Annotated in this window: 11 protein-coding genes; 7 read left to right on the top strand and 4 right to left on the bottom strand. The window is 53.8% G+C overall.

Going from position 1 to position 20,502, the window contains the following annotated elements; genetic code table 11:
* Nucleotides 1-508: 508 nt before the first annotated feature.
* From frr to serS, 3 genes are all read right to left on the bottom strand, one after another.
* A complete protein-coding gene (gene frr / locus FUA23_RS13825; protein ID WP_147931340.1) occupies nucleotides 509-1,075 on the bottom strand; it encodes a ribosome recycling factor in 567 nt (188 codons plus the stop codon).
* Nucleotides 1,076-1,262: 187 nt separating this feature from the next.
* Complete coding sequence (locus tag FUA23_RS13820) at nucleotides 1,263-1,964, bottom strand: zinc metallopeptidase (protein WP_147931339.1); 702 nt, start codon at nucleotides 1,962-1,964, stop codon at nucleotides 1,263-1,265.
* A gap of 160 nt (nucleotides 1,965-2,124) precedes the next feature.
* On the bottom strand, nucleotides 2,125-3,414 hold the full coding sequence (gene serS / locus FUA23_RS13815; protein WP_147931338.1) for a serine--tRNA ligase: 1,290 nt from the start codon (nucleotides 3,412-3,414) through the stop codon (nucleotides 2,125-2,127).
* A 928-nt stretch (nucleotides 3,415-4,342) separates the two neighbouring features.
* On the opposite strand from serS, the gene rho reads away from it, so the two are divergent.
* From rho to FUA23_RS13790, 5 genes are all read left to right on the top strand, one after another.
* On the top strand, nucleotides 4,343-6,505 hold the full coding sequence (gene rho / locus FUA23_RS13810) for a transcription termination factor Rho (protein WP_147931337.1): 2,163 nt from the start codon (nucleotides 4,343-4,345) through the stop codon (nucleotides 6,503-6,505).
* 96 nt (nucleotides 6,506-6,601) lie between these two features.
* Entirely contained in the window at nucleotides 6,602-7,057 is a 456-nt protein-coding gene (locus tag FUA23_RS13805; protein ID WP_246144223.1) for an ATP-dependent zinc protease family protein, read from the top strand.
* Entirely contained in the window at nucleotides 7,054-7,926 is an 873-nt protein-coding gene (gene rimK, locus FUA23_RS13800; RefSeq protein ID WP_147931335.1) for a 30S ribosomal protein S6--L-glutamate ligase, read from the top strand. Before FUA23_RS13805 ends, rimK begins: the two co-directional genes overlap by 4 nt.
* 280 nt (nucleotides 7,927-8,206) lie before the next feature.
* Complete coding sequence (locus FUA23_RS13795) at nucleotides 8,207-8,908, top strand: MBL fold metallo-hydrolase (RefSeq protein ID WP_246144221.1); 702 nt, start codon at nucleotides 8,207-8,209, stop codon at nucleotides 8,906-8,908.
* 229 nt (nucleotides 8,909-9,137) lie between these two features.
* Nucleotides 9,138-10,226 (top strand): murein hydrolase activator EnvC family protein, encoded by a 1,089-nt coding sequence (locus FUA23_RS13790; RefSeq protein ID WP_147931334.1) that lies wholly within the window; start codon nucleotides 9,138-9,140, stop codon nucleotides 10,224-10,226.
* 123 nt (nucleotides 10,227-10,349) lie between these two features.
* Here the strand turns inward: FUA23_RS13790 and FUA23_RS13785 are convergent, their stop codons facing one another.
* Complete coding sequence (locus FUA23_RS13785; RefSeq protein ID WP_147931333.1) at nucleotides 10,350-11,021, bottom strand: polysaccharide deacetylase family protein; 672 nt, start codon at nucleotides 11,019-11,021, stop codon at nucleotides 10,350-10,352.
* A 348-nt stretch (nucleotides 11,022-11,369) separates the two neighbouring features.
* Between FUA23_RS13785 and gltX the strand changes: the two genes are divergently transcribed.
* Entirely contained in the window at nucleotides 11,370-12,908 is a 1,539-nt protein-coding gene (gene gltX, locus FUA23_RS13780; RefSeq protein WP_147931332.1) for a glutamate--tRNA ligase, read from the top strand.
* A gap of 440 nt (nucleotides 12,909-13,348) precedes the next feature.
* Nucleotides 13,349-20,497 carry a T9SS type B sorting domain-containing protein gene (locus FUA23_RS13775; RefSeq protein ID WP_147931331.1) on the top strand — a complete coding sequence of 2,383 codons (7,149 nt, stop codon included), beginning with the start codon at nucleotides 13,349-13,351 and terminating at the stop codon, nucleotides 20,495-20,497.
* Nucleotides 20,498-20,502: the final 5 nt, after the last annotated feature.

Genomic DNA, 20,502 nt, shown 5'->3' with positions numbered 1-20,502 from the left:
TGCTTTAATCCATAGTAATCCCATTAGTGATATTCAGGGTCAACCATATGTATCCAGAGGGGCATAGATATGGCTGTCCACCGAATGTGAACTCAATTAAAAAACGAGAGGAAAATTGAAGTAGAAGAGTGTCGTCTAAACCCAGATTCGGGTGTAATAGTGTTTATAGCAGGTGAGTCTGGAGGCAAACTCGGGGAAAGACAGAACCAAACGATGTTAGCGCCGATATTTACGCGTCTAAACAAATACGTTTGCACTACTAAAGTACGGAATAATAACGTTCTGGCCAAATAAAAAGACCACTTAAGCCTCCAAAACAGCCGTTTTCTCAGCAAAACAGGTAGAAATACATGAAAACAGGTAGAAATACGTACCTCAATTGAGGCAGGTGATATAGGGAGATCAGCCGCTTCACGTTGAAAAGCCACAACCCAGCCATAAGACAAAAAAACAGCCTTAACGAAGGACTTCGTTAAGGCTGTTTCAATTGAACAAAAGGCGTAGCGATTTATAAAGTCATTACATCCTTTTCCTTATTCTCGACGGTGAGGTCGATCTTCTTGTTGTAGCTGTTTACCCAGGCCTGGACTTCATCCTCCTTGCGTTTTCCAGCGTCTTCGGGGTAGCCACCTTTCACTTCGTCTTTGATGGCTTTCATTGCATCCTGGCGCGCGTTGCGGATAGATATTTTTGCGGTCTCCCCTTCTGCCCGGACCTGCTTGGCAAGCTGCTGACGGCGCTCGGTCGTCAGTGGCGGGATGTTGATCCGAACCATCTCTCCGTCGTTCATGGGCGTAACGCCCAGGTTGGCTTCAAAGATGGCGCGCTCGATATCTCCCATTGCGGATTTATCGAATGGTTTGATGGTAAGCGTGCGGGAATCTGCCACCCCAAGGCTGGCAACCTGCTGGATAGGAGTTTTTGCACCATAGTAGCTCACCATGATGCCGTTCAGCATGGCGGTACTGGCTTTACCGGTACGTACCTTGAGGAGTTCGCGTTCGAGGTGCTCGATGGCCTCGTCCATTAGCATTTTAGCTTCTTCGAGTTGTTCGCTTAATAGTTCTTCGTCCATGGCGGATAGTGGTTTGGTTGTCGTGGTAGTATAATGAAGTCTGATTAAGGCTCCTGTGTTCGGCTCATTGCTTTTCGCAAACAGATCTTTGCACCTGCGGCCGCGCCCAAAGTAAAGGAATTAACAGGAAAAGGAAAGGGAATAAAGGTCTTCGCCCTTTATTCCCTTCAACCTTACGTCTTTAGTTTTAGTCGCGTGAGCCCAGGTAGCTCAGCACCAGATAGCCCAGCACCGCAACCGAAGAGAGCGCGCTTACTACGTAGGTCATTGCTGCCCACCACAGTGCATCTTTGGCGCCGGCATGCTGTACGCCGGTAGCAACGCGGCTTTCGTCCAGCCAGTTAAGTGCACGTCTACTGGCATCGAATTCTACCGGAAGGGTGATTACCGCAAACAAGGTTGTTGCGCCGAAGACACAGATTGCTGCCAACATGACCGTAGGCCCGAGCGCACTAGATGCCAGCGCTATCGCAGCCATAAAGATCACACTCTGCATGCGGCTGGCCACCTGTACCACCGGTACCATTGCGCTACGGAAACCAAGCCAGGCGTAAGCTTCGGCGTGCTGAACGGCGTGCCCGCATTCGTGGCTCGCAACTGCTGCTGCGGAGACGTGGCGGCCGTTGTACACCTCGGGCGAAAGGCTGACTGTTTTTGTAGCGGGGTTGTAGTGATCGGTCAGGAAACCTTGTCCCTGGACGATTTTTACGTCGTCAACCCGGTAATAGCTCAGCATTTTTGCGGCCACTTCCGCTCCGGTAAGGCCACCGGTCATAGGTACCTTACTGTACTGTTTGAACTTGCTTTTCAGCCGCTTACTCACGAGACTGCCGATACCGGCAAAAATCATCGTGATAATTATGTAGGTTATGTATCCACCGGAAAACATATGGTAATATTTTAGTTGTACGGTAATATAGTTACCACCGCAATCTTAGGACGATGGGGAGCTCTCTATGTCACATATGAAGCTGACCCGGGTCAACTACAGGTTTACGTAATGAGGCCAACGGGGAGGGAAGCTCTTTACGTCGTCACACAGAGCGTTACTATACTACTTTCTGAAGTTTGGTCATACCGAGGTACCCGTGCAGTACCTCAGGTAAGGTAACACCTTCCTCGGTCTGGTTGTTTTCCAGCAACGCAGCGATGATGCGCGGCAGAGCGAGGGCACTACCGTTGAGGGTGTGTGCCAGTTCCGTGCCCTTTTCGGCGCGGTAGCGCAGTTTCAGGCGGTTGCTCTGGAAGGTTTCGAAACAGCTCACGCTGCTCACTTCCAGCCAGCGCTGCTGCGCAGCGCTCCACACCTCGAAATCGTAGGTCATTGCACTCGTGAAGCCGAGGTCGCCGCCACAGAGCCGGAGGATACGGAAAGGAAGACCGAGCTCGTCGAGCAGCTTACCAACGTGGGCGACCATTTCATCGAGCAGTTCGTAGCTTTTCTCAGGGTGAGCGATCTGAACGATCTCGACCTTATCGAACTGGTGTACGCGGTTGAGGCCACGAACGTGGGCACCATAGCTGCCTGCTTCGCGACGGAAACAAGGAGTGTAGCCAGTGATTTTTACGGGGAAGTCTTTTTCCTCGAGGATTACATCACGATAAAGGTTGGTGAGCGGCACTTCTGCGGTAGGGATCAGGTAGAAGTCGTCTCCGTTGCCGTTGATGTGGTACATCTGCCCTTCTTTGTCGGGCAACTGGCCGGTGGCACGGGCGGTGGCTTCGTTGACCAGTAGAGGTGGCTGAAATTCGGTGTAACCTGCGGCGGTGTTCCGGTCCAGGAAGTAGTTCACAAGACCACGGGCAAGGCGCGCACCCTGACCAGTAAAGACGGGGAAGCCTGCCCCGGTGGTTTTCACGCCCAGTTCGAGATCGAAGATGCCGTACTCATCGGCCAGTTCCCAGTGTGGCTTTGCTCCTTCGGGCAAGGTGGGCAGTTCTCCGTTGTAGGGCAGAAAAACTTCGTTGTCTTCTTCAGTAACACCTGCGGGAACGAGATCGTGGGGAACATTGGGCAGCGTAAGGAGAAGGTCCTCCAGTTCCGTTTTTACCGTATCGAGCTCTTCCTCACCTTTGGCAATCTCTTCTTTGATTGCGTTGACGGAGTCACGCATAGCATTCCCCTCTTCGCGTTTGCCGGCTTTCATCAGTTTGCCGATTTCGCCACTCAACTTATTACGCTCGGCCAACAGACTGTCCGTACTTGTTTGTACGGCCTTACGGCGGTCGTCGAGAGCAATAATACGGTCGATTGTTGCTTCCGCATCAGGAACCTGGCGTTTGGCGAGCCCGGCCAGTACGTTGGCTTTTTCGTTTCTGAGGGTGTTGAGAAGTAGCATTTATATATTTTGTTGAGTTGTTAGATTTTCGGTCTGCCTGAAGTTTGCCGTCATTCGGGCAAGAGGTCTTTCAGGCGCGGCCGCAGGATGCAGAGATCGCTGATTGAGGAGCAATGCAACAAACGGCCAGGCTTCAGGCTACCTGTACCCCAACGTTACGGCTCGACAGGATAGTTGCCCGGGCATCCGCCCTACGGACAGACAAAGGTAATACAGCTACTAACGATATATATAGGTATATCCGCTTCGGCAATGGCTTTTCTCTTTCCGGGCCTCATTTTTCATCATGATTACCGGAACCGGAGCGTTTGCCGGGGAAAAAAATCGCCGGGTCACAACTGCTGGTTTTTCTCCCCCTGTGCGCCCGTGTCCCTCCCGACGAAGTTGTTTCGTAACTCCTGCCAAATCAGTCACTCCCGTCATTTTGTACTCAGCCATAGTACTGGACGTTTCGCTTCGCGGTTCCTGGCAAGGCAAAAAACGTAGGCGAAGCCAGAGCTTCGGCGAGGCTTTTCAACGAAGTAAGGGATCGCGATAGCGAGTAAAAAAGTCCCAAACCACTCTGAATTAGGCATATATGGTTCAAAAGGATCCATTCCGCAGAATAAGAGGTGTCGGGCTTTACTGACAATTGCACACGCCCTCAGAAAAAAAGCACAACACTTTAAGATAAAACCCTTATCTTTGCACTGTTCGCAGTTCTGCGGCAAGGATCACACTGGCAATTATTCTGTTGTCCCGATCCACACCAACAACACGTTGCCACTTTTCAAGACGTAATATCTAAACGTTAAGCGTTTTTCCTCATATTCACGGAAGGAAGCGCAAACATCTACCAAAGTAAGCCGGCAACATTCTCCCATCAGCGCGCAACTGCTCATCTGCGCACCAACTTTCCCCCAATTCACCTTTTTAGTATCAACAATTAATGTTTAGCATAGCGCAACTGAAAGCCATGGTGGTTCCTGAACTAAAGGAACTAGCCAACAAAATGGGTCTCAAATCCTACCAAAAAATGAAGAAGATGGACCTCGTTCTGGCCATCCTCGACCAACAGGCCCTCAAGGGCACTTCCTCCGCTGCTGAGCCGCCTGCCGCCTCAGACACCGACCGCGTTCCCAACCGCCGTGCAGCAGCTATCGCTGCTGCCGCCACGAAAAAAGAGGAAAGTAAAGACGATAAAAGTAATAAAACCCGGACCTCACGCTCTTCGCGCGCCAAGTCCGATGCCAGCAAAGACGAAAAGCCTACCCGCGGACGCGGACGCAGTCGCTCTGCAAGCAAAGAAGAAAGCACCGAAGACGCTCCAAGTCGCGGACGCGGACGCAGCCGCTCTAATGACAGCGACACTACGGAAAAAGCCGACACCGGACGCAGCCGCGGAGGAAGTCGTTCTTCCGGCAGTGACGCCACAGATAAGCCAGACACCGGGCGCGGACGCGGACGCAGCCGTGCAGCCAGTAATGACGCCACGGACAAGTCAGAAGAAGCACGCCCACGAGGTCGTGCCCGTAACATCGAAACCATCGAAGCAGAGGCCGCTGCCGCTGCTGCCGAAAATCGGGGTCGCGGCCGGGGTCGTACCCAGGACGACGCTCCTGCTGAAAACGAAGGCCGGGGAAGGGGCCGGGGACGCAACCAGGAAGAAACCGCTCCGGAAGAAGAGGGCCGCGGAAGAGGGCGTGGACGTAGCCGTCAGATCTCAGACGACCAGTCCGGCGGAGAAACACGTGGAAGAGGGCGAACCCGTACCCCACGTGAACCCCAGGACAGCGGAAACAACAAAGACGATAAAAACGAAACTCCTGTACGCGGCCGTGGTCGTTCGGGAGGAGAACCCCTGGAACGCTACGAGCGCCGGGGACGCTACGAAGATCGTGACCAAAATGATCGTAGCAACCGCAATGAACGCAGCAACCGCCAGGACCGCAGCAACAACAACCGGCCGGAGCGCAAGCCAGAGTATAAACTCGACGGCCTCGTTTCTTCTTCAGGCATCCTGGAGATGATGCCCGATGGTTACGGGTTCCTGCGCAGCCCAGACTACAATTACCTTACCAGCCCGGACGACGTTTACGTCAGCCCACAACAGGTCAAGCAATTCGGTTTGCGTACCGGAGACACCGTACAGGGGCCGGTAAAACCACCAAAAGAAGGTGAAAAGTATTTCGCCCTGCTGGAAGTCGAACTCATCAACGGCGTAGAACCAAAGCGGATGCGTGATCGCGTTCCTTTTGACTACCTCACGGCTCAGTTCCCTACCGAGAAGTTCACCCTTAGCGGCCGACCAGACGGTAAAGACTACGGCATGCGCCTTATCGATCTTTTCACGCCAATCGGTAAAGGTCAGCGTGGTCTCATCGTTGCCCAGCCTAAATCAGGTAAAACCTTCCTGCTTAAGGACGTGGCGAACGCCATTGCCAAGAACCACCCCGAGACCTACCTCATCGTTCTACTCGTAGACGAACGCCCCGAGGAAGTAACGGACATGAAGCGCAGCGTAAAAGCTGAAGTGGTAAGCTCCACCTTCGACGAGCCGGCCGAAAACCACGTTCGCGTAGCGAACGTAGTACTCGAAAAAGCCAAACGTATGGTTGAGTCCGGCCACGATGTATGTATCCTGCTCGACTCCATCACCCGTTTGGCCCGCGCCTACAACACCGTTCAGCCAAGCTCCGGCAAGGTACTCTCCGGAGGTGTGGAAGCCAACGCCCTTCAGAAGCCGAAGAAGTTCTTCGGTGCAGCCCGTAACATCGATGGCGGTGGCTCACTGACCATCCTGGCAACAGCTCTGATTGATACCGGCTCAAAAATGGACCAGGTCATCTTCGAGGAATTCAAAGGTACCGGTAACATGGAACTCCAGCTCGATCGTTTCCTGGCGAACAAACGGATGTACCCGAGCATCGACTTCACCAAGTCCAGTACCCGCCGCGACGACCTGCTCCTCGACCGCGACGTACTGCAGCGCATGTTCGTCCTGCGCAATCACCTGGCAGACATGAAACCGGAAGAAGCCTTCCAGTTCCTGATGCGGCACATGAAGAGTACAAACAGCAACGACGAATTCATTGCATCAATGAATTCTTAGAGCCTGTCCTGACACGCAATTAAACGACAGTAGCCCCTGAATCGACTTAAATTGGTTCAGGGGCTTTCTTTTTTGACGATGAAAAGCCAAGGCATTTTGAAGAAAAAGACGATTATAGGAAGGAAAGACAAAGGTGATTTCCCGGAGCTGGGCCTTGAGGACCTCGCCATTAAAATCGACACCGGAGCTTACACCTCAGCGATCCATTGTCATAAAGCAGAAGTGAAGGAAGTGGACGGAAAGGAAGTCCTCACTTTCACCCTGCTCGACCCTTCCCACGAGCAATACGACAACAAAGAATACTCGACAGAGCACTTCACGGAAAAGCAGGTAAAAAACTCATTTGGCAGCTCCGAGAAGCGCTATGCCATCAAGACCAAGATATTTCTTTTCGACAAACTTTACCCGATAGAGCTCTCCCTGAGCGAACGGGGAGAGATGAGATTTCCTATTCTGATCGGGCGTAAATTCCTGATGGGAAAATTCATAGTTGACTCTTCTAAATACAATCTTTCCAGCAAATTGAAAACAATCAAAAATAACCTCCAATGAAAATAGTTGTACTCTCCCGGCAGCCTAATTTATACTCCACAAAGAGGCTCGTAGAAGCTGGCAAAAAGCTAGGCCATGAGATGCAGGTCATCGACCATCTGAAATGTAACATAGAGCTTGAAAAGAAGAAGCCCAAGATTTACTATCAGGGAGGGTACCTCGAGAATATCGATGCGGTGATTCCGCGGATCGGAGCCTCAGTCACTTTTTACGGAACGGCTGTAGTGCGCCAGTTCGAAATGATGAAAATATTTACCGCGGTAGAGTCTCAGGCGCTGGTCCGCTCGCGGGATAAACTCAGAAGCCTGCAGTTACTTGCCCGCGCAGGGGTTGGATTACCAAAGACGGTATTTACCAACTTCTCCAAAAACGTAGAGCATGTTGTGGACTCCGTAGGCGGAGCACCGGTAATCCTTAAGCTACTGGAAGGCACCCAGGGCCTGGGGGTCATTCTCGCTGAATCACAAAATGCTGCCGGCTCCGTAATGGAAGCATTCAATGGTATCGAAGCACGGATCATCGTTCAGGAATTCATCAAGGAAGCCGGAGGAGCCGACATCAGGGTATTCATCGTCGACGGCGTAGTCGTTGGGGCAATGAAACGCCAGGGGAAAGAAGGAGAGTTCCGTTCCAACCTCCACCGGGGAGGAACGGCCAGCATCATCGAACTGACCGAAGAGGAGGAAAACACAGCTTTGATTGCCGCAAGGGCAATGGGTCTCGGCGTTGCCGGTGTCGACTTACTCCAATCAGAGAAAGGACCTTTGGTCCTTGAAGTCAACTCCTCTCCCGGGCTGGAGGGTATCGAAAAAGCTACCGGTAAGGATATCGCCAAGAAGATAATCCGTTACGTGGAGCGCAACGCTTAGGCCATTAGCTTACCCGGTGCTCCCCGCTGGAATCCTGGATAATCGATAGAATCCGGACGCTCAAAACTGCCCTTATCTACCTCCCGTAGGACCGCGCTTCAGCCGGAGCCTTGAACAAGTAAGCCGGCTGCTGAAGCAGCGCCTGCTGCAAATGAAAAACAACAGGCAGGACCGAAACCACCTTCTGACGGATTTCCAACAGTGGCAGCCAAATCGCTTATCGCCATTCCCATATCGCTTATCTAACGCTTCGCCAGGCTTCACAAAAGTTTCACCGGAGATGTTGATTAACTTCGCCTTCCCGGAGCAGACGAACTGCTCCGGTAAAGAATTGGCAATGACAACCGTAATAAGTCTGACCTTCAACCCCGTAGCGGAGAACACTTACATCGTTTACGACAACGACAGCCTTGAAGCGATCATTTTCGATCCGGGATGCTTCACTAATGCAGAAGAAGAGGAGCTGAGCAGAACGATTGAAAAACTTCAACTGAAACCGGTCAAACTGATCAATACCCATTGCCATTTCGACCACATCTTCGGTAACGATTACGTGATGAAGAAGTACGGTCTGGAGCTGGGCATCCACGAGTTGGAAAAGGACATTCTTCAGGCGGCTCCGGTTGTTGTGAACATGTACGGCATGCCGCCCATGACTCCTTCTCCGCCTGCGGATTACTTCATTGCCGAAGGAGAAAGCATCACCCTCGGCGATGCTCGTTTCGACGTACTGTTCTGCCCCGGCCACTCGCCGGGCAGCATCTGCTTTTACAACAAAGCCGAGCACTACCTGATCGCCGGAGACGTGCTCTTTGACGGATCAATCGGGAGGACAGACCTGCCGGGCGGCGACCACCAGACCCTCATCGGCTCCATTCTGACGAAACTCATGCCCTTGCCGGACGAGACCATCGTCTACCCCGGTCACGGAGGTTCGACGACCATCGGAAAGGAACGGCAGAGCAATCCGTTTCTGGTGTAAGATCCGTTACCTTTCAGCTCACCCTGCACCCGCGTTCGCGCCGTCGACGGCATCGTTTGTGAGCGAGCTGAACCTCCACGGCTATATTCGTATCTTGCGCACATAAGCCCATGACTTGAAAAAAGAGCTCCTTACAAAGCGGTTTTTCATTTTGCTCTGCCTGCTGGTGCTGGCAGCTGGGGGTATCTGTGCTCAGTCTGCCGAAGAGTTGAAGGCAAAACGTCAACGATTGCAGAAAGAACTCCGCCAGACCAACCAGCGGTTGGCGGCCACGCAGGCCCGCCGCGGAGCAGCCGTGGGGCAAGCCAGCCTGCTGCGCCAGCAAATAGAACAACGGACGGAGCTGCTCGAAACACTGCACGCTGAAGCAGACCGCAACGCTGCCCGCTTGCACCGGGACTCCAACGTCGTCGTTTCACTGAGTGAAGACCTGGACCGAATGGGCGAGGAATACGGCAGTGCCCTGCGGGCCGCCAACCGTGCCCGCCTCAGTAATGGCTGGCTGGCCTTTATGCTCAACGCCAGCGGATTTAACGATGCCTTCCGGCGGGCAATCTACCTGCGGCAGTACCGGGAATACCGACGCCGCCAGGCCCGCCTCATTCAGCAAACGCGTGCGTCTCTGAACGAGCGCATCGCTTTGCTGGAAGAACAACGAATAGAACAAGACTCCCTGCTTTACGCCGTCGAAGATCAGGCAGGCACACTACGCGAAGAGCTCGTTATCCAGACCGCCATCGTCAACAAATTGTCCTCCAGCGAGAAAAGCCTGCTGGCCGAAGTAAGGAAACAGCAACAGCAGAGCGAACGCCTGAATCAGGAGATTCGGGCGGCTATCAGCAGAGCCATTGCCCGCGACGAACGCAAGACCAGAACTGACCGTAAAACAGGAGTAGTTGCCTCTATGACCAACACCGTGGGTGGCTCCATCAACAAGCGCAAAGGGAAGTTGGGTTGGCCAGTACGGGGCAAGATCGTCCGCCGCTTTGGTACACAGCCCCACCCTGATGTCCCCTCCGTCAAAATTCAAAATAGTGGTATCGATATAGATGCAGGAGCAAGCGAAAGCGTGGAAGCCGTTTTTGCCGGAGAGGTTATCAGCCTGCGGGAGATCCCTGGCCTTCATAACGTAATCATGATCCGCCACGGAGGTTATTACACCGTTTACTCTAATATCGAGCACCCCCAAATCTCCAAAGGAGAGCAGGTACAAGCCGGACAACAACTGGGCCTCACCACAGCTGAAGGAGACGCCCTTCACTTTGAAATATGGAAAGGGAAGACCCCCCTGAACCCTGCTTCCTGGCTTATCAGGTAGGGCATTTTTTCTCCAGGCGCCTTACTCTCCCCTGCCCTGAAAAAAGAAGGGCCACGCTTCCCCCCGGGAGGGGAAGCACGGCCATACCAATTAGCATTGAGTAACAAAAAAGAAATTAGGTCTTTACGCGGTCTGCAGTTGGGGTGCCAGTTCGGCTTTTCTTTGCGTGAGCAACTCCGGGGTGAGTGCTTCAAAACTGTAACCCAACTCTGCGTAGTGCTTCAACAGGCGCGGCAACACCGCACGAACGGTGTCTTCGGCCTTGAGGCTGTCGTGAAAAACGACAATACTCCCGGAGCGGGCATTGCGCACTACGTTATTGAAACAGTCCTCGGCGGTCAATTCCGGATCGAAGTCTCCGGAGAGTACATCCCACATTACTACTTCGTAGTGGCGCGTCAGGAACTGAGCCTGTGCGGGCTTAAGCCGCCCGTAGGGCGGCCGGAAAAGCGAACTCTTCACCTGCAGAGCACAGTGACGAACGTCATGAAAATAAGGTAGGTTGTCTGACTTCCACCCGTCGAGGTGATGCATCGTGTGGTTACCGACAGAGTGCCCCGCGGCAAGCGTGGCCTCCATGAGTTCGGGGTAGCGACGAGCATTATTGCCTACGCAGAAGAAAGTAGCTTTAGCGTTGAAAGCAGCGAGCTGTTCCTGAATCCAGGGAGTTATCTGTGGGATGGGGCCGTCGTCAAAAGTCAGGTAAAGTACCGGAGTTTCTTTAGGGGTATCCACCTTCCAGTGAAAACTTGGGAAGAGTTTCTGAATTACGCTTGGTGTTTTAATAAGATACATGCTCGGGGGGAGATAATTTGGGTTGGATTATGAGATTACAACGCCCGCCAGGCCCACAGAAGTTTCCTTCTCTGCCTGAATAGGTTGTGCATCTTTAGTGCTTATGTTCCGCCTTGACAAACTGAAAAAAACGTGTTACTACCGGCCCATGAAAAACTTCCGGTGTTGGTTCAGACGTAAAGCAAAAAAAAGGTTTGGTGCGGCTTACGTGATTGTGCAAAACGAATCCGCTACCTTTGCCTGTGCTGTTGGGGATGAACTATCTAACGAAGAAACGTATTTGTAGTTTATTCCGCTGCCTGCAAAATAAAAATTCGTACAACTACCCCTTTGCTTAATTACAATCCCATGAACCCCGTTCGCGTCCGTTTTGCCCCCTCTCCCACCGGCCCGTTGCACATTGGTGGTCTCCGCACCGCCCTCTACAATTACTTATTGGCCCGCCAAACGGGTGGCGTTTTCGTCCTCAGAATAGAAGATACCGACCAGAAACGGTACGTTGAGGGTGCTGAGGATTACATTATGGAAGCCTTGGAATGGTGTGGTATCAGCCCAGACGAAAGTCCGCAAAAAGGCGGTAATTACGGTCCCTACCGCCAAAGTGAGCGCCGGGATATTTACGCAGAATACGTAAAAAAACTTTTGGCCAATGGTTCAGCCTATTACGCCTTCGATACAGAAGAAGAATTGAACAACCGCCGGGAGGCCGAAAAAGAAGCGGGCAACCATAATTTCCGCTACGATGCCTCTACCCGGATGAGCATGCGCAACAGCCTCAGCCTGAAAAAAGCCGAGGTCGAAAACCTGCTCTCCGACGGAACGCCTTACGTGGTCCGGTTCCGCATCGATCCGGGCAACACGGTCAATTTTTCCGACAGTGTGCGGGAACAGGTGAGTTTCCAGACCTCAGAGTTGGGCGACCAGGTATTGATGAAGGCCGACGGCCTGCCTACTTATCACCTTGCCAACATCGTGGACGACCATCTGATGGAAATCACCCACGTGATCCGCGGCGAAGAATGGTTGCCGAGCACTGCTCTGCACGTACTCCTCTACCGCGCCTTCGGCTGGGAAGACACCATGCCCACATTTGCTCACCTCCCGCTGCTGCTCAACCCGAACGGAAAAGGCAAACTGAGCAAGCGCGACGGTGCTAAGTTCGGTTTCCCCGTCTTCCCCCTGCGCTGGGAAGACAAACAAAAAGACGAAGTTGCCGCAGGCTTCCGCGAAGATGGCTTCCTCCCCGAAGCACTCGTAAACTTCCTGGCGTTCCTGGGCTGGAACCCAGGTACCGAGCAGGAAATTTTCTCGCTCGAAGAATTGATCAAGGCGTTCGACCTCGAGCGCATCAATAAAAGCGGAGCCCGCTTCGACATCGAAAAAGGAAGATGGTTTAACCAACAGTACCTCATCGCAAAAAGCGAAGCTGAACTCGCCCCTCTTGTACAGTCCGAATTCAGCAAACACGATTTTGAGCTCTCCTCCGAAAAAGCAGCACAGATTGCAGGCTTACTGAAAGAACGCGTCCATTTGTTGCCCGAATTTTTCAGTAACGGCAGCTATTTTGTCGCCCCCGTTTCAGCCTACGACGAAAAGACCATTCGCAAAAAATGGAAACCAGACAATCGCGCTAAGTTCGACATCCTGGCGAACGTGCTCGCAGAGCACGACGACTGGACCGCCTCTTCCATCAAAGCTGCCGTGGTTGCATTCATGGAGGCCAACGAACTTGGTTTTGGCGCCGTGCTTCCGATCATCCGGATTGCGCTCAGTGGATCAGTACAAGGGCCCGATGCTTTTGACATGCTCGAAGCGATCGGTCAGGAAACTGCCGTACAGCGTTTAAGCGACAGCTACGACCTGTTTACGTCCATCAAGGAAGGCTAAGCTTTTTTCCCAGCATTAAAATTGTGGGCGCGGCCGCAGGTGCATGGCGGGTTAAGAAACGGAGATGTCTCCGCTTCTTAACCCCTCCCGTGCCAGCCCTTATGCGGAAAACCTCAGCAGAAAATGACTTGTAGCAGGAGTCCCCTCGCCGGATAGACGGTCCGCACCGCCCCTTAATCCTGGTTTACCCCCTCCTGCATCGGAACAGTCGGTGTAACTCCTGTGAATCCTGGAAACTAGATAAGCAAATCACTCGTATATTTGCGTAACTCTACGCGGCCAATCCCCAACCGCTATCTACAAACCGATTTTTAAGCTTTCAATCCCAATGACTATTTACTCGCTCCGCACCATGCGGGGGAATTGAGCACGTAGCCGTGTCTCAGGCTTCCTACCATTCCTTTCCCCCCGTATTATCCCATCGTAATCTCCTCCACGGCATGAACCGTAATCCCGTTTGCACAACCAACAGGTGGCATTTGCTGCAGTTTGTCACCATCTTTTTCTTCACCATATCTACCCAGGCACTCAGTGCACAGACCGGTGCACTCATCTTCATTGATGATGCTCCGGATGACACCTCAGTATCTTGCTTTGGGGACATACCCGTCTCCTCCAAGCTACGCGCTGCCGTCGTCTTAGGGCCGGGTGCCTTCGACACCATCCTTGTTCAGTCATACGACGAATTGAGTACTCCCGATGCTCCCTGTAGCGGAGGCAGCGTCCTCAGGATATGGGAAGAAGAAGGTGAAGTCAACACCATCCGCCAGGAGCAGGTGATTGCTTTCGGACCCGCTCCGGGAGACAACGCTCCGTCTTTCGATTATTCACTTCTGCCTTCTTTCAGGGATACTGTAGACTGCAGATCGGTGAATGCTGCCGGAGACCCTGACAGTTATGACCGCTGGCTTGGCGATCGCCGCGTTGCAACAGCGGCTGCCGTTCTGGACGATTGCGCTCCGATCGTTTCTCTGATTGATGATGCCCCCGCCAGCTTAATTGACTTCTCCTGCAACGACTCCCTCGAAGTCACCTTTACCGTTACGGACCTCTGCGGCGATACCGCTACGGTGGCCTTCAAGTATTTCACCGTCGATACGGTAGCACCGGTTATTATCGGTGCCATCAACGATTCCTTCCAGATCAGTTGCTCAGATCAAATACCCGTCATCCCCGAAGTGACCGTTGAAGACTGCGACACATCAGCCACCCTGATGTTTACCGAAACTACTACGCAACTGACCGATGGCTCCTGCCGCGAGTACAACTACGACCTTCGTCGGTCCTGGATCGCAACCGATCGTTGCGGCATGACGACCATTGTTCGCCAGCTGATCGAAATCCGGGACAATGAAGTACCGGATTTCGTCCGGCCTAACCTTGTAACGCTCCGCTGCAACCAGGACCCAAACGACCTCGACCTTACGGGCAGGCCGACTGACCTCAGCGACAACTGCACACCAGTAGACGAACTGGAGGTAACCTTCTCCGACGAAATTATTCCGATTGGGACCTGCTCCGCCCGCTTCAATGTAAACAGAACATGGAGGGTGACCGACCTCTGCGGAAACAGCCGTATCCGGGTACAACAGATCAGAGTGAGAGATGAACTGGCTCCGAGCTTCGACGCACCACCGTCTCAGGTTTCCGTTAGTTGTTCCGATTACGAGAATACCGCCGTAACGGGAATGCCCTTTAACCTCCTCGACAACTGCGACCCAACTGTCAACCTCTCTTACGAAGATGAAATCATCCCCGGCGACTGCCCCGGCAACTTCATGGTTTCCCGGGAGTGGCGGATTTTCGACGATTGTGGTAACGACGGGTTTTTCACCCAAATGATCACAGTAACTGACACCAGTGCACCGGTGATCATCACAGCCCCTTCTGATCTCATCACGAGTTGTAATAGTATTGTGACCCAGGAGTTCCGCTTCAACACCTGGCTGAGCGAGCTCGGAGGGGCCCGTTTTGCCGACAACTGTACCGGTGAAGACGGGCTGGCCATCACCCTCGTTGAGTCAGGCACAAATGAATTCCCCCTGCTCCCCGAGATCAACTGTATGGAAGCGGACGGAACCGTCCGCCGGATTTCGGTCGACATCATTGTTACCGACAGTTGTGGTAACACAACGACCACGACCATGCAGTATCGTCAGATCGACGAACAGCCGATCAACATTTTCGACTGTCCGGAGAGTCAGGTTATCCCGACGGAGCCCGGGCTCTGTTCTGCGGAAGTGGTGCTGCCTGCACCTACGATTCAGGACCAGTGTTCCAGCGGAACACCCTTTCAGCTGAACCTGCGCGACACGGTAGAGATTACCAGTGCAGCGACGAATCAGGCGGAGCTGGGCTCCGTACCGGTTGACCCGTTGGAGTTCAACCTTGTTATCCCAACCGGCCTGCCCGTTAATGGATTCACTACGGGCCGGTACACCATCACCCTCGAAAACGTAGACGCCGAAGGAGACGACGAGTTCTTCTTCATCTACGCTGAAGACGGCACCCTCCTGGGTACTACGGAACAGGGAACGGTACAGTGTGAAACAGTGGTTACGCTGGATAGTATCACACCATTTCAGTTTACCCGCTTTGCCCGTGACGGAGTAATAAGCTTCCGCCTTGAACCGAACATCCCCGAAGGGCAGCCGGGTACATTTGCCATCAACAATCTTTGCGACGGTGGCAGCCGGGCTTACATCCACCTTCAGCAAGCCGCCTTCCGCCTCACTGAAATCGTTTACGAAGTAGATATCGACGGAAATGGTTTCAACGTAGTAGACCCCATTGAAACCGTGGTGACCCGGCTCGACGCGGGCCTTCATCAGATTACTTACCGGGGAACCGACTGTGGTGGCAGCGTAGACGAATGCAGCTTTACGGTTACTGTAGAAGACCAGGAGCCGCCCGTCGTTTCCTGCCCCGACGACATTGAGGTGATCCTTAGTCCTGATAGCTGCCAGTACCTGTTGGAAGTTCCGCTGCCAGTAAGTGTAATGGACAACTGTACGCCTTACACCGTTACAACGGAAACCTTCCCGGCCAATGGTCAGCTGGCTCTCTTCCCGTTTAATTACGATCCTAACCTCAACAGCTTTCAGGCCGGCTCTATTTTCGCGGACCTGACCGACATCCCTTCAACGCTGACAGACAGCGTTGATCTCGACGTACGCTTCCTCGGCAACTTCGGCAACCCGCGGGCCAGCCTTTCGGTGCTCTTGCCTGACGGAACCGTCCTTGGCTCTACCGCCCGGGGCGATGCCAGCTGTTCCGAAGAAGGAACCTTGCACCTGCGCGCCGCCGCCCACATGATTCTTGCACAAACCGATGCCAACGGCAACCTCCGCCTCGAACTGCGTCCTACGGTTGTGACCGTTCCGCCCGGACAGGAAGGCGACGGGGTAACTCCCTGTGACCCGGCCGCTATCTCCTCAGAAGGAGGCGACGATGGCCTCTCAGGCGTTGCCGTAACGGCAAGCTATCGCACGCTGTTCCCACAATACTTCACAACCGGTGCTACCGTCATTCAAACCCAACCGACCAACCCGGGCACTCCCCGCCCCAACGTCGCTTTCAACCAGGGGGTTACCGACTTCTCCTACATAGTTACGGACATGAGCGGTAATGCCGACACCTGTTCCTTCACCGTTATGGTTCAGGACACGACCCCCCCTATTGCAGTTTGTACACCAACTACTGTTTTTGTTGATCCTTCGGGGCTTATCCCCATCACCGTAGATCCCGCCACCATCGGGAGTAACAGCACCGACAATTGTTCGATCGACAGCATGAGGCTGAGCCCTGATGTATTTTCCTGCGAGCAGTACGGCGAGACCGTAAACGTGACCCTCGATCTTACCGATGCATCGGGCAACCAGAGCTCCTGCTCCACCATTGTGAGCATTGCGCCATTGCCACCGGCGCCTACTGCCAGTACTTCGATATGTGGCGGAGACACCCTGCGGCTGTTTGCTAACCCTCCGACTATAGCGGAACCCGGACAGACTATTTATACCTTCCAGTGGTTCTCTCCCGAAGGCAACCTGATCAGCACTCAGGAAAACCCCGTGATCCCGGGTGTGGACGAAAGTCAGGAAGGAGCGTACAGAGTAACCATCCGAGGGCTAACCGGTTGTAGCTCCGAAGCCGTTGTGAATATAGACATTGGCAACATTCCTCCTGCTCCCGTGATCGAAGCTCCGTTGCGTGTTTGTATCGGCGACGACGCTGTACTTACGTCAGTTTCCAGTTATTCGGGCCAGGTCCGTTACGAGTGGTTTGGTGGCCAGCCGGGGGCTGGCACTTACCTTGGCGAAAGTACGGTTGCCACCTTTGCTGCACCTTTCCCCGACGGTGCCACTTCCGGAGATTTCTACGCCATCGCTTACGTGAACGGCTGTGCTTCGGCTCCGTCCAATGTAGAAACGGTTGGCACGGCTACACAACCAACCGTAAGCCTCGCCACCACCGCCGCAGAAGCCTGCGAACTGAGCAACTTTACCATTTCAGCAGAGGGAATGGCCTCGCTCGACTACGTATGGACCGGACCGAACGACTTCAGCTTCGAGGGGCGTACCATCTCGCTCGAAAACGTACAAATGGATGATGCTGGTGTTTACAGCGTGCGCTCTGTCCGCTCAGAAGGTTGCTTCAGTGAGCCAGCGACCTTCGAGCTCACCGTCCTCCCCGCCGGAGCAGGAACCAGTCTGCTGCCCGTTAGCCCTGTCTGCCCTTCCGATACCCTTATTCTGGAAGCTGAGGATACAGACGGAACGAATTACATCTTCGCCGGGCCCAATGGTTTGCTGTTCGAAACAGCAGATCCGGTCCTGAGAATTGCTCCGGTTTCCTCTTCGGTTGCCGGCGAGTGGACGGTGCGCATCCAGCGTGACGGCTGCCCTTCCGCGCCCAGCGCTCCGGTTTTAGTCAACCTTGGGGCCAGCCCCACTCCTATGGTCTTCACCATCCCTGACCCGGTGTGTACGGGCAACGATCTGATTCTACAGGGTGGCAGCAACGTTGCCGGCAGTAGCTACAGCTGGACCGGCCCCGATGGTTTTACCGCCGAGGGGATTGCGGTCAACATCCCTGACGTCGACACTTCTGCCAACGGAGCTTATGTTCTTACCGTAACTTCTCCTGCCGGTTGTTTTGCGCGCGACACCCTCAACGTAGAGGTGCTTCCCGGCATCACGATCGACTCGATCAACGTTTCTTCGGGCACCTGCCTTACGGGTGGCGAACTCGTCAGTTTATCAGCCTCCATTACCCCTGCTCTTCCTGCAGGGGGCGAGTACATTTACCGCTGGTCTGGTCCGGAAGGCACTAGCAGTAACGACACCCTGATTATCCCGAACGTGAGCTTATCCTCTAACGGTACTTATACCCTGCAGGTAGAGAACGGAGACGGTTGTGTTTCACGTCGGTTCAGCATGAACGTAGAATTCGACTTTGCTCCCGCGCAACCCGCTACCCCCTTTACCCCATCCGGAGTTACTTCTGTGTGTGAAGGAGCGGATCTCGACCTCATGACAAACGATTTCGGTGCGGGGGTAACTTACCTCTGGCGACTTGGTGACGGAACCGTTATTCCGACCTCGACCAACAGCTTATCTCTGCAGGATGTGGAAGCAGACATCTCCGGCGTGTACACCGTTCGGGTACTGCGCGGAGGCTGTACTTCTCTGCCTTCCGAAGGGAGGACGATTACTATTACCCCCTTCCCTGCCATTACCGTTACCGCCAACGATCCAGCATGTAGTGGACAGCCGATCAACTTCCAGGCTACCGATCTGGCGGGAGCAACATACGCCTGGCGGGGACCGAACAACTTCAGTTCCAGCCTACCCAACCCAACAATCGTTAGTGCTGACGCCGCAGTGCATGCGGGGACCTACAGTGTAGTCGCAACCCAGAATGGCTGTTCATCGGATACGGTGTTCGTTGAGGTTTCTGTACTTCCCACTCCCGGGGTACCGGTGGCCCAACCCGCCGATCCGATTTGTTTGGGTGACCCTGATGCATCACTCACTCTAAGCGTGAACCCTAACACCGCAACGGAAGGCGCGATGTACACCTGGTTCATTCAAGACGGACAGGTTCAGGTGGGGCAGCCCACCAGTTCACTGCAACTGGAAATTACCGATTTCGGTCTCTTCGAAGGCGGAGGCCTGTTCGGCTTCAGCGTTCGTTCCAGTCTGAACGGTTGTAGCAGCGCGCTCTCCGCCCCGGTCAACATCCGGCTGGACGACACCGATGATTTCCAACCGGATGCCGGTAGGGACACGTTGATATGTGAAGGAATTTTTCTGCTCGAAGCCGCTCCCGGTGGCGCAGGCTCAGGTCGTTGGTCTATGGTCAGCGGATCAGGAGATGTCACGATCATCAACCCTGCTTCCCGGACCACCGCGGTGCAAGGCCTCACTCAATTTGGCGGGCCGTACCAGTTTGCGTGGACGCTTTCTAACGGCAGCTGTATCAACTACGCTGCAGACACAATCACGCTTACCGTCACCGACGGCGAGGAAGCAAATGCAGGAGACAACGTGCTGGCGTGCATTCGGGAAGATGTTCAGCTCAACGCTACGGCCGTTACTATGCCCGGCAGCGGCGGAGTTTGGAGCCAGGCCCTGGCTCAGGACATCCTCGGCGTGGTCATCGTTTCTCCTACCGATCCGAATACCGTTATCCGTGGTCTCCAGCCAGATAATGTCTACTCTTTCACCTGGACCGTCACCAGCAACTGTGGCGTAAAAGAAGACGTAGTTGTTGTAAACGTAAGCGACCCCACTCCTTTTGCCGGAAGCGACGAAACCGTTTGTAATGATGACCGTACCACCGTGCTCTCTGCCGATGCACCGACCGTAGGATCAACGGGCCGTTGGTATTCTCCTGCAACCGATATTACCATTGTCGATCCCGAATCCCCCATCACATCGGTAATCGGATTGACACCCGGCCCCAATACCTTCATTTGGGAAATGGACGAAGGCTTCTGCGGCGACCGCTCGCGGGACACCATAATAATCACTTACGCTGAGCCACCCCGCCCCCGAGACGACGGCTACGATGTTGCCTTCCAGGGCAGCGTAACCTTCGACCCGATGGAGAACGACGAACTCCCCGACGGTACAAGTATCGTCTTCGGAGAACTACCGATGGGAGCCAGCCTCATCTCCAACGGCGACGGAACCTTCACCTTCAATGCACCACCTAATTTCGCCGGCGAATTGGCAGTTGACTACACCGTGAACAGCTTGGGTTGTTCATCAGCAACCGCAACAGTATTTTTTCAGATCGGTGACGATGCCGAGTGTGAAGTTCCCAATATTTTCACTCCTAACGGAGATGGCATGAACGACCGGTTCATCATTCCCTGCCTGCTGAACACAGACCAATACCCGGAGAGTCAGGTTACGATCTACAATCAGTGGGGAGACGAAGTTTTCCGTAGTGGCAAACCCTACCAGAGTGACTGGGACGGCACTTATCAGGGAAGTCAGCTTCCGGTAGCTACTTATTTTTACACCATTGACTTTGGCGGTGTCCGCGACGGCGACACCGGTTCTGTCAGAATTGAACGCTAAGAGCC

Source organism: Neolewinella aurantiaca (assembly GCF_008014675.1).
GTDB classification, from domain to species: domain Bacteria; phylum Bacteroidota; class Bacteroidia; order Chitinophagales; family Saprospiraceae; genus Neolewinella; species Neolewinella aurantiaca.
The sequence above is the reverse complement of the archived record's forward strand: the minus strand, read 5'-3'. Positions and strand labels throughout refer to the sequence as shown.